Below are 9,456 nucleotides of genomic sequence, written 5' to 3' on the forward strand. Positions count from 1 at the left end.
CCCCCTCCGCCACGAATTCTGAATCAGCCGGCTCGAGTAGCCGGCTTTTTCATGTCCGGAATAGGGCCCTGGGGGAAAGGAAAAGCCGAGCATTCCCCGGTGTCGTCGAGCCCCGTCACGATCCAAAGACGGTATGATTGAAGTCTCGAGGAGAGGCCACGCGGGGGTCGGGATGAAAACCATTGGTGTACTGGGCGGCATGAGCTGGGAGTCCACCCAGAGTTACTACCGTATGCTCAACGAGGGCGTGCGCGAGCGTCTCGGCGGGTATCACTCGGCGAGGATCGCGATGGTCAGCGTCGACTTTGCCGAGATCGAGGCGCTGCAGCAAAGTGGCGATTGGGACAAGGCAGGGGACAAGTTGGCGCTGGCGGCCCGTCAGGTCGAGGCCGCAGGCGCCGAGTGCCTGTTGCTGGCGACCAACACCATGCACAAGGTGGCCGACGCGATCGAGTCGGCACTGAGCATCCCCTTTCTTCATATTGCCGATGGCACCGGTTCACGATTGCGTGCCGCCGGGGTCGAGCAGGTCGGCTTGCTGGGGACGCGCTTCACGATGGAGCAGGAGTTCTATCGGGGCCGACTACTCGACGAGCATGGCATCTCCTGCCTGGTGCCGACTCGGGAAGATCGGGACAGCGTTCATCGGATCATCTTCGAGGAACTGGTTCATGGCGTAATCACCGAACCATCGCGGCAAGTCTATCGGGAGATCGTCGCCAGGCTCCAGGCCCAGGGCGCGCAGGGCGTGATTCTGGGGTGTACGGAAATTGCCCTGCTGCTCCGGCAGCAGGATTGCGACTTGCCGCTCTATGACACGACCGCGCTGCATGTCGACATGGGGCTCGAATTTGCCTTGGGCGAATAGCCGGTCGCTGGCGCAATCTCCCTCGGATTGACGAGACAATTCAACCCGATGGGGCGCGCCCGCCGATCGATAATGGCGCCGGGGACTATCCCCTGCGTACTTGCCCGGCCTACGGGCCGGGCTTTTTTCGATGCTTGTCCGCTTTTCCCGTCCGCGATCTTCGTTTCCATAAAGCTTGCCGGTGATAGATGCCGGATCCGGGGATGCCCGCATGGCTGTGAATGCCGCGCCGGCTGACATTCAGGTTGGCGCCGCGGGGGCCGATCGAGAGCGTCGGACCCTGGCCGTCGAGCCGAATCCGTAGCCCTGGGGCCAGCCGCAGCACGCGACGAAAGCGAAGTCCCATGGAATATCTCCTGGAGATCTGTTCACGGTTGACCGCGACCGAGGGCATTCGTTCGCCGGGCTTGCAGCGTTCGCCACAACGGGCTGCCGGGGACGATCAGCGCCAGCAGGACGCAGGCGGCAGCCGGGGAGAGGACATCGAGGCTCGAGTCCTGCGACCAGTGGTGAACCACTCCGTAGAAATAGCCGACCGCGTTCGGCCCCCCGCCGGCATACTCGTGCTGGGCGACCTCCCGCCCGAGAAACACCGCGATGATCAACGATCCACCCACCCAGCGACCGACCAGTGGCCACAGCAGGCATTGAAAGGCGACAGCGATGATGGCGTGTTCGAGATGGCTGGCGTTCATGCGGACCTCGTGGGCAACCGGTTGGCGTCAGCATAGCTGCCCGCGAGGTGAGTGGCGGGGCGTCAGTCTCGGCGCGGCTGCCTGACCCGACTGGCGCCCGGCGTGACGTGACGACAGGCGGGCAGGACCCGGTCGCGTAGATAGCGCTGGTTGGCGGCGCAGACGCTGAGGCCGTCACCACCATAGTGCTCCAGGCAGATCACCCCGCGGAAGCCGGCCTCGACGGAGAGCTTCATCGCCTGGCGATAATCGATCAGGCCGCTCTCCATCGGCGCGGGGAAGGCGACATAATGATCTCGTTCGGCGTCCTCGTCGCGCATGTAGTTCTTGGCATGCCAGAAATTCGACCACGGCAGCACCTTTCGCATGGCATCGAGCCAAGGCTCCACCGGCCGGTGCAGCCGGATCAGGTTGCCGATGTCCGGATTCAACCCCACCGAGGCCAGGCCGATCTCCTCGACCATGGCCACCGCCGAATCGGCACTGCCGAGATAGGTATCCTCGTACATCTCCAGCGACAGCACGATACCGAGTTCGGCGGCGTGCTGGCCGAGTTCACGGATTCGCGACACCGCCTTCTGCCACTGCGCCCGATCGTCGGGATCGTCGCGGTGACCCGCCACGGTCCAGAACCAGAGCTGTCGCCGCTGGGCCTCGGTAAGTGGCCGGTGCAGGCCGATCGAGACGGTGCCGATGCCGAGTCTGGCGGCGGCCTCCAGCGAGCGATGGCTATAGGCCAGATGGTCGTCGCCATGGTGCTCGTCGATCACGCTCGAGCGCACCACCGAGATCGAACTGGGTTTCAGGCGCGCCGACTTGATCACGCTGGCGAGAGCGTCCAGTTGGTCGTCCGGCATGTCGCCGGGACGAAAGCAGTTGTCGGAGAGATCGACGTGATCGAAACCGGCCTCGGCGATCTCCTGGAACAGCGGGTGCCACTGCTCGGCGCTGGCCGTCTGCAGCGGAGAGCCGTCCGGCAGACGGTTGGAGAACGGCAGCATGGCAGCAGCGATGGGCCAGTCGGCAAGATGGGTGGTCATCTGGGGGCCTCGATTCTGGGGGGCTCGATAGTGGCGTGGGTCGATGTCATGGCGTCGGCGAAGAACAGCGCGTCCTGATCCTGGCGCAGCTTCCACAGCGATGAGCTTTCGTCGATGGCGACATCGCGCAGGCGAATGGGCTCACCAGCGCGGACCGGGCGCATCAACACCCGGTTGGCGGCGAGATAGTAGGGCAGTGGCGCGTCGTCGCCGAGCGGACTGGCCGGCACCAGCGCCGACGATACGCGGTCGATGCTGTGATGGTGGCCATGGGCGGTGAGCGTGGTGCCTTCGCTCAGGTTGGATCCAGCCACGGCGATCAGGTCGACATGAGGCCTCGGCTGGGCGACGCTGCTGGGAACGCCGCGGCGTACCATTTCCAGCAGGGTGGTGGCGGCTTCCAGCCCGAGCAGGTGGCGGGGCAGCGGCAGCATCGCGCTGTCGCCGCGCCGGCCGACCAGATGGCCTTTCTCGGCCAGCATCTGCCAACTGGCGCGATCATGGCCGCGCACGACCACGAATACGCCGCCGGCAAGACTGAACTCGTCCGGCCGCCGCAGGCAGTGGAAGACCTCCAGCGCCGGCGTTCGCGTCAACAGGCCCCCGTCGGCAGCCGGCACGAACAGGTCGGCGATCTCGCCGAGACGGGCGATGGGGTAGTGCAGTGATGGACGATCCGGCATCACGCCGGTCGCGTTGGCGACGATCGCCATCTCGCACAGGTCCGGCACCGCGTGCTGCGGCAGTGCGCCTGCCAGGCGGGCGCGATCCGCCATCCACTGGCGGTGACCCTCGCTGTCCAGCCCCGCGGGCAACTCCCAGCGCTCCCCGAAGCCGCGGACGTCGATGCGCTTGCCATTGCTGGCCAGGGTTTCCGTCGATGGGTCGAAGGCGAAGTCGTATTCGCTCGACTTGCCCGCGGCGAGGATCTCCAGGCCCACCGTTTCGGCCCAACTGATCAGGCCGATCGCCAGCGCCGGCTGATCGCCATCCACCGGGCTGATCACGCAGCCGCGCTTGCGGGCCATGGCCGCCAGGCCGGGGCCGACCACGCTGTCGACCTCCTTGGTGACCAGGGCCACATGGTGGCCGGCCTCCAGTGCCAGCGCGGCGTGACGGGCGCCGGCCTCGGGGTGACCGGTGGCCTCGATGACGACGTCCAGGGGGAGGTCGATCACGGCTTCCAGCCGGTCGCCGACGATCCAGTCGCCTCGGTCCCAGGCGCGGCTGGCTTCTGCCGGCGTACGGCAGTGGCGGATTCGGGCCGACTCGATACCGGCGTCGACCAGTGCCTTGGCCGCGAGCGCCGGATCCAGGTCGATCACCACGCGCGCCTCCACGGCTGCCAGATGTCGTGCGTGGAGGATGAAGCTGCGGCCGAAGCCACCCGAGCCGATCACGCAGCAGCGAATCGGGGCGTCACCAGCGAGATAGTGGGAGAGATGCATCGGTAGTTCCTTGTCTCAGGGACGCGAGTCGGGTGTTGCCGGCTTCGAGGCCTGTGGCTGCTGGCGATGCAGCCGCCGGCGCCAGCCTCTCAGTCCCAGCATGCGGGAGAACAGCGGCCACACCAGCATCAACACCCCGAGCCCCATGATCGTGGTCACCAGCGAGTTGGACCAGAACACGGTCAGCGAGCCGTCTGACATCACCATCGACTGACGGAAGGCTTCCTCGGCGCGATGACCGAGCACCATGGTCAGCACCAGCGGGGCGACCGGGTAGTCGAGCTTCTTGAACAGGTAACCCAGCAGGGCGAAGAACAGCAGCAGCCAGAAATCGAAGGTGGAGTTGGCGACCTGGTAGACGCCGGTGAAGATGACCGCCACGATCACCGGGCCGATGATGGCGAAGGGCACCCGCAGGATCGAGGCGTAGAGCGGTACCGTCGACAGGACCAGGATGACCGCGACCACGTTGCCCAGGTACATGCTGGCGACCAGTCCCCACACGAAATCGGGGCGGGTGATGAACAGCATCGGCCCCGGCGTCAGTCCCCAGATCATCAACCCGCCCATCATCACCGCTGCTGTTGCCGAACCCGGCACGCCGAGTGCCAGCATCGGCAGCAGCGCGGAGGTCCCCGCGGAGTGGTCCGCCGCTTCCGGCGAGACGATGCCGTTGGGCTCGCCCTTGCCGAAGCGTTCTGGATGCCGGGAGAAGCGCTTGGCGATGCCGTGACTCATGAACGAGGCGGCGGTCGGCCCGGCGGGTGTGATGCCCATCCAGATCCCGATCAGGATGCTGCGGATCAGCGATGCCCAGTAACGCGGCAGCTCCGCCATGGTGCGCAGGATATCCCGGACCCGGATGCGGCTCTTGATGCCATTGAAGCTCAGGCCCTCTTCGGTGGTGACCATGAGTTCGGCGATCCCGAACAGCCCCATGACCGCGACCAGGAAGCTGATGCCCTTGACCAGATCGGGAATGCCGAAGGTCAGGCGCAGCCCGCCGGAGACGCTATCCATTCCCACCGTGGCGAAGGCCAGTCCCAGCATCATCGAGACCAGCGTCTTCGACGGCGCGCTGGAACTCATGCCGATGAAACTGCAGAACGCCAGGAAGTAGACCGCGAAGTACTCCGGCGAGGAGAACCTGAGTCCGAACTGGGCCACCGAACTGGCCAGCAGCGTGATCATGACCACGCCGGCGAGCGCACCGAGGCCGGCGGACATGAACGCCAGGGTCAGCGCGCGGGTCGCCTCGCCGTTGCGCGCCATCGGGTAGCCGTCGAAGGTCGTGGCGACAGACGAAGGCTCTCCCGGGATGTTGAACAGGATCGAGGTGGTGGAGCCGCCGAACAGCGCCCCCCAGTACATGCAGCTCAGCAGAATGATGGCCGAGACCGGGTCCATGGTAAAAGTCAGCGGCAGCAGCAGCGACACGCCGTTGGGGGCGCCCAGCCCCGGCAGCACGCCGACCAGCATGCCCAGCATCACGCCAATCACCATGATCAGCAGATGATTCCAGGTCAGGATGGTGGCAAAGCCATCCATCAGCAGTGATAGGTTGTTCATGGTGCGATCCCCTGAAGACGGGCGCTTAGTAGATGCCGAACGCGTGCTCCAGGGGGCCTTTCAGCAGCGGCACCTGGAATACGAGTTCGAACAGCAGGTAGAAGCAGACGCTGATCGCCACGCCGCTGGCCAGCGATCTCCACCAGGCGTAATGGCCCTGAAGACGCATGGCGAACAGCACGTAGAGCGTGGTCCCGACATAGAGCCCCAGCAGTAGCGAGACCACTGCGAAGCCGAGGATCGGCAGGACGAATCGGGCGAGGGACTTGAGCCTGGCGGCGTCCAAGAATATCTCGTCCTTGTGGCGATGCCCGACGATCGTGCGCAGCAGGTTGACGACGCTACCGGCAACGATCAGCACGCCGATCCAGAACGGAAAGTAGCCTGAGTCCGGACCGCTCGGGGTCCACCCGGTACCGACCTGCCAGGCGCCGTAGCAGATCGCGAGACCGATTCCGCCGGTCAGCAACGCCGTGGCGATCTCCATGCTGTAACGGGAAATGCCGTTGTGGGTCATGCTGATTCCCTCCGAGGCGTGGCGGGCGCCAGTGGCTGCCCGCCGGCGTGGGCTCAGGACGCGTTCCAGCCTTCCTGTTCGAATACCTTCCTGACGGTCTCGGCGTTGTCATCGATGTACTGCTCGAGCTCGTCACCGGTCAGGAACTGACTGGTCTGCACGGTCCGGGTGGTGTAATCCTTCCACTCGGGGGTCTCGCTGACCTTCCTGAGCAGCTCCTGGTAGTAGGTCACCGCCTCCTGGGGCGCGTCGGCCGGCAGCCAGACGGTCCGCGGCATGCGGTATTCGCTGATGTCGATACCCTGGGAGATGCAGGTGGGAATATCGCCCCAGCCCTTGTCTTCGTAGACAGGCTCGCCCTTGGGCAGCTGTTCCGGGCTGAACACGCACAGCGGTTTGACCATGCCGGCCTGCCACTGGCCGAGGTTCTCGTTGGGGTTGTTGACGTTGGCGTCGACGTGGCCGCCGGCCAGCTGCACCAGCGCCTGGCTACCGCCGTTGAAGGGCACGTAGCGGAAATCGGCCCCGGTGGCCTCCTCGATCATGCTGACCAGCGTCTGGTCGGTGTCCTTGGACTGACTGCCAGCGAACTGCATCTTGCCGGGATTCTGCTTGGCGGCGTCGATGAAATCCTTGGCACTGGCGTAGTCGGCATCGCCGTTCACCCAGATCAGGAATTCGTCCATGGCCATGGCCGCCACCGGTTGCAGATCCTCGGCGGCGTAGGGCATTTCGCCGACCTCGGGCAGCAGGTACTCGTTGTTGGTGCCGAATGTCAGCTTGTAGGGGTCGTCCTTGGAAGAGGCCGAATAGACGTAGCCCTCGGCGCCGCTGCCACCGCCCTTGTTGGAGACGATGATCGACTCGTCCATCAGCTTGTGCTTGCCGATGATCGACTGCACGGTGCGTGCGAAGGTATCGGTACCGCCACCGGCGCCGGAGGTCACCACGAACTCGACGGGGCGCTCCGGTTGCCAGGCCAGCGCGCTCCCGGAAACGGTGAGTGCGGCAAAGAACAGGGCCAGAGGCTTGAGCTGATGGGCGGAAAGGGGGGTGCGCTTGTACATGGCGTTTCTCCTGTCGGTTCTCTTGTTGCTCTTGTGGGTGTCGCTTGTGAGCTGTCTCGTTGAATCGGACTTCCACTACCCTTCACCGCCACCGGCAACCGCCCGTGGCGTTGAAACTTCAGACGCCCGTCCTGCGCGCCTGGCCCGCCATGCGTGCGGCAAGCAGCAGCGCCTGTCGGGAGGCACCGAGGTCGGCGATGCCGCGGCCGGCGATGTCGTAGGCCGTACCGTGGGCCGGGGTGCAGACGGGGAACGGAAGGCCGCCGAGCATCGTCACGCCGCTGTCGAACCCCATCATCTTCATCGCGATCTGGCCTTGGTCGTGGTACATGGTCAGCACCGCGTGAAACCCCTCCTTCACGGCGCGGAGGAAGACGGTGTCGGCGGGGAAGGGGCCTTCGACGTCCATCCCCTGTTCGCGCGCGCGCCGAATCGCCGGCTCGATGATGTCGATCTCCTCCATGCCGAAGCTGCCGCCATCGCCGGCGTGGGGGTTGAGACCGGCAACGGCGATACGCGGACGATCATGTCCGGCCTGCTGAAGGCAGCGGTGAGTCAGAGTCAGCTCGTCGACGATCGACTCCGGGCTCAGGGCCGCGGCGACGTCTTTCAGCGGGATGTGGGAAGTGACCCGTGCATTCCAGACCGATTCGAGAATGTTGAACTCGCGGGCTTTGCCGTCGAAGCCGATGGCGTCCGCCACGAAGCGAATCTCGTCGTCGTAGCCGGGGTTGGCATAACGCATCGCTTTCTTGTTGAACGGGGTGAAACAGACCGCATCGACCTGACCCTCATTGGCCAGTGCGAGCGCGCGGCGGAAGTTGGCCGAGGCGAATTCACCGCCGGCCGGGGTGGCCTGGCCCTGATCGACCGCTTCCAGCGCCAGGTTGGCGAGATCGAGAAAGGCCGGTGCGGTCGCCAGACCCTCGAGCGGACTTTGTCCGTCGACGACATGGAGTGGCGGCGAGAGGCCGGCGATGCGTGCGCCTTCGTCGAATATTCGACGATCGCCGATGATGACCAGGCGGACGGCCCGGTTGACGGTATCGTCCGCTGCCAGCCTGGCCGTCAACTCGGGGCTGATGCCGGCAGGATCGCCCATCGCCAGGGCGATGACCGGCAACTCGGAAGCGTCTTTGCGCGAGGGTGAAGGCGTCATGATATCTCCTGGTCTCTGAGGCGGCGTGCCCGGTTGAAAGGAGATTGCGCTTAAAATCAAAATGTATACATTATACGTTGGTATTGAGGCGAAGGCGTCGGCAAGCGCAGTATGATGTCTCCATGCTGTTCGGCAGGGCCGTGTCTCATGGACGGCTCCCGGCTGAATCGAGACATTCCAGCAGGTGCCTATTTCGACGAACGAGTCCCCATACATGAAGAGATCAGCCATGTCCGACACGACGTCGCCACGTTCCGCAATTGCCAGACACTCGCTTCACGATGCGATCACCAGCCATCTTCGTGACATGATCATCGAGGGCGAGCTCGAGCCGGGGAAGCGGATCTACGAAGGACCACTTTGCGAACGGCTCGGCGTCTCGCGGACGCCGCTGCGAGAGGCGCTGCGCTATCTGGCCAGTGAAGGGCTGGTGGAACTGACGCCGCAGCGCGGTGCCTCGGTTCGCCACTTTTCGGCAAAGGATATCCAGGACATGCTGGTGCTGATCCGCACGCTCGAGGAGTTGGCGGGGCGCCTGGCTTGCGGCGAAGCGAGCGACGAGGAGATCGCGGGGGTCCGCAAGCTTCATGACGAGATGCTGGATTACTATCGCGACGGCAATCGTCTCGATTACTACAAGACGAATCAACGCATCCACTCCGCCATCGTTGCGCTGAGCCATAATGAATCCCTGATCCAGGTTCATGGCTCACTCCAGTCGAAACTCAAGCGGGTGAGATTCATCGGGCACGAAGGCGAGGAGAAGTGGGCCGCGGCCGTTGCCGAACATGAATCCATGATCGAATCTCTCGAGCGACGGGATGCGACAGCCCTGGTGGCGGCCTTGAGCGAACATCTCGAGCATGCCTGGGAACGGGTGCGTGACGTCGTCTGACGGACGCCTGTGATGAACCAGCCGTCGCCGAAAGCGAGGGAAAAGGTAGGGTTTATTCTATTTTGCCGGCAATATCTTACAAACCTGTCGGCAATAATTTACAAAAGATCGGATCATCCGATCTATTTTCTCCCCAGGAGAGAAGATAAGATGACGGTTCGTTGTAGATCCTTGGTTCCCCGACTTCGGTCGGGGATT

10 protein-coding genes are annotated in these 9,456 nt (G+C 64.4%); 2 read left to right on the forward strand and 8 right to left on the reverse strand.

The window, feature by feature from the left end; genetic code table 11:
• Positions 1 to 172: 172 nt before the first annotated feature.
• A complete protein-coding gene (locus Q0602_RS06025) occupies positions 173 to 868 on the forward strand; it encodes an aspartate/glutamate racemase family protein (protein ID WP_295036767.1) in 696 nt (231 codons plus the stop codon).
• 109 nt (positions 869 to 977) lie between these two features.
• Here Q0602_RS06025 and Q0602_RS25330 read toward each other — a convergent pair whose 3' ends face one another.
• The 8 genes from Q0602_RS25330 to Q0602_RS06060 form a co-directional block, all read right to left on the reverse strand.
• A complete protein-coding gene (locus tag Q0602_RS25330; protein ID WP_367276923.1) occupies positions 978 to 1,262 on the reverse strand; it encodes a DUF4236 domain-containing protein in 285 nt (94 codons plus the stop codon).
• Positions 1,237 to 1,563 carry a hypothetical protein gene (locus tag Q0602_RS06030; RefSeq protein WP_298840301.1) on the reverse strand — a complete coding sequence of 109 codons (327 nt, stop codon included), beginning with the start codon at positions 1,561 to 1,563 and terminating at the stop codon, positions 1,237 to 1,239. Before Q0602_RS06030 ends, Q0602_RS25330 begins: the two co-directional genes overlap by 26 nt.
• Before the next feature lie 62 nt (positions 1,564 to 1,625).
• Positions 1,626 to 2,603, reverse strand: a complete 978-nt coding sequence (locus tag Q0602_RS06035) for a sugar phosphate isomerase/epimerase (protein ID WP_298840303.1) — start codon at positions 2,601 to 2,603, stop codon at positions 1,626 to 1,628.
• Entirely contained in the window at positions 2,600 to 4,051 is a 1,452-nt protein-coding gene (locus Q0602_RS06040) for a flagellar biosynthesis protein FlgA (RefSeq protein ID WP_298840306.1), read from the reverse strand. The genes Q0602_RS06035 and Q0602_RS06040 overlap by 4 nt, the downstream gene beginning before the upstream one ends.
• A gap of 15 nt (positions 4,052 to 4,066) precedes the next feature.
• Positions 4,067 to 5,620 carry a tripartite tricarboxylate transporter permease gene (locus Q0602_RS06045; RefSeq protein WP_295036775.1) on the reverse strand — a complete coding sequence of 518 codons (1,554 nt, stop codon included), beginning with the start codon at positions 5,618 to 5,620 and terminating at the stop codon, positions 4,067 to 4,069.
• 25 nt (positions 5,621 to 5,645) lie between these two features.
• Positions 5,646 to 6,137 carry a tripartite tricarboxylate transporter TctB family protein gene (locus tag Q0602_RS06050; protein ID WP_298840310.1) on the reverse strand — a complete coding sequence of 164 codons (492 nt, stop codon included), beginning with the start codon at positions 6,135 to 6,137 and terminating at the stop codon, positions 5,646 to 5,648.
• Positions 6,138 to 6,190: 53 nt separating this feature from the next.
• Positions 6,191 to 7,204: a tripartite tricarboxylate transporter substrate binding protein gene (locus Q0602_RS06055; RefSeq protein WP_298840313.1), complete on the reverse strand. Its 1,014-nt coding sequence runs from the start codon at positions 7,202 to 7,204 to the stop codon at positions 6,191 to 6,193.
• Positions 7,205 to 7,322: 118 nt separating this feature from the next.
• Positions 7,323 to 8,363, reverse strand: coding sequence for a 4-hydroxythreonine-4-phosphate dehydrogenase PdxA (locus Q0602_RS06060; protein ID WP_298840316.1), 1,041 nt, complete (start codon positions 8,361 to 8,363; stop codon positions 7,323 to 7,325).
• A 229-nt stretch (positions 8,364 to 8,592) separates the two neighbouring features.
• Between Q0602_RS06060 and Q0602_RS06065 the strand changes: the two genes are divergently transcribed.
• Positions 8,593 to 9,258 (forward strand): GntR family transcriptional regulator, encoded by a 666-nt coding sequence (locus Q0602_RS06065; protein ID WP_298840319.1) that lies wholly within the window; start codon positions 8,593 to 8,595, stop codon positions 9,256 to 9,258.
• The last annotated feature ends 198 nt before the right edge of the window (positions 9,259 to 9,456 follow it).

It is taken from the genome of uncultured Salinicola sp., assembly GCF_937921195.1.
In the GTDB taxonomy this organism is placed as follows: Bacteria; Pseudomonadota; Gammaproteobacteria; order Pseudomonadales; family Halomonadaceae; genus Salinicola.

Bases quoted from the DNA above. Each gene is read 5' to 3' on its own strand.
- Q0602_RS06025 (WP_295036767.1), top strand. From the start codon at position 173: ATGAAAACCATTGGTGTACTGGGCGGCATGAGCTGGGAGTCCACCCAG.
- Q0602_RS25330 (WP_367276923.1), bottom strand. From the start codon at position 1,262: ATGCCCTCGGTCGCGGTCAACCGTGAACAGATCTCCAGGAGATATTCC.
- Q0602_RS06030 (WP_298840301.1), bottom strand. From the start codon at position 1,563: ATGAACGCCAGCCATCTCGAACACGCCATCATCGCTGTCGCCTTTCAA.
- Q0602_RS06035 (WP_298840303.1), bottom strand. From the start codon at position 2,603: ATGACCACCCATCTTGCCGACTGGCCCATCGCTGCTGCCATGCTGCCG.
- Q0602_RS06040 (WP_298840306.1), bottom strand. From the start codon at position 4,051: ATGCATCTCTCCCACTATCTCGCTGGTGACGCCCCGATTCGCTGCTGC.
- Q0602_RS06045 (WP_295036775.1), bottom strand. From the start codon at position 5,620: ATGAACAACCTATCACTGCTGATGGATGGCTTTGCCACCATCCTGACC.
- Q0602_RS06050 (WP_298840310.1), bottom strand. From the start codon at position 6,137: ATGACCCACAACGGCATTTCCCGTTACAGCATGGAGATCGCCACGGCG.
- Q0602_RS06055 (WP_298840313.1), bottom strand. From the start codon at position 7,204: ATGTACAAGCGCACCCCCCTTTCCGCCCATCAGCTCAAGCCTCTGGCC.
- Q0602_RS06060 (WP_298840316.1), bottom strand. From the start codon at position 8,363: ATGACGCCTTCACCCTCGCGCAAAGACGCTTCCGAGTTGCCGGTCATC.
- Q0602_RS06065 (WP_298840319.1), top strand. From the start codon at position 8,593: ATGTCCGACACGACGTCGCCACGTTCCGCAATTGCCAGACACTCGCTT.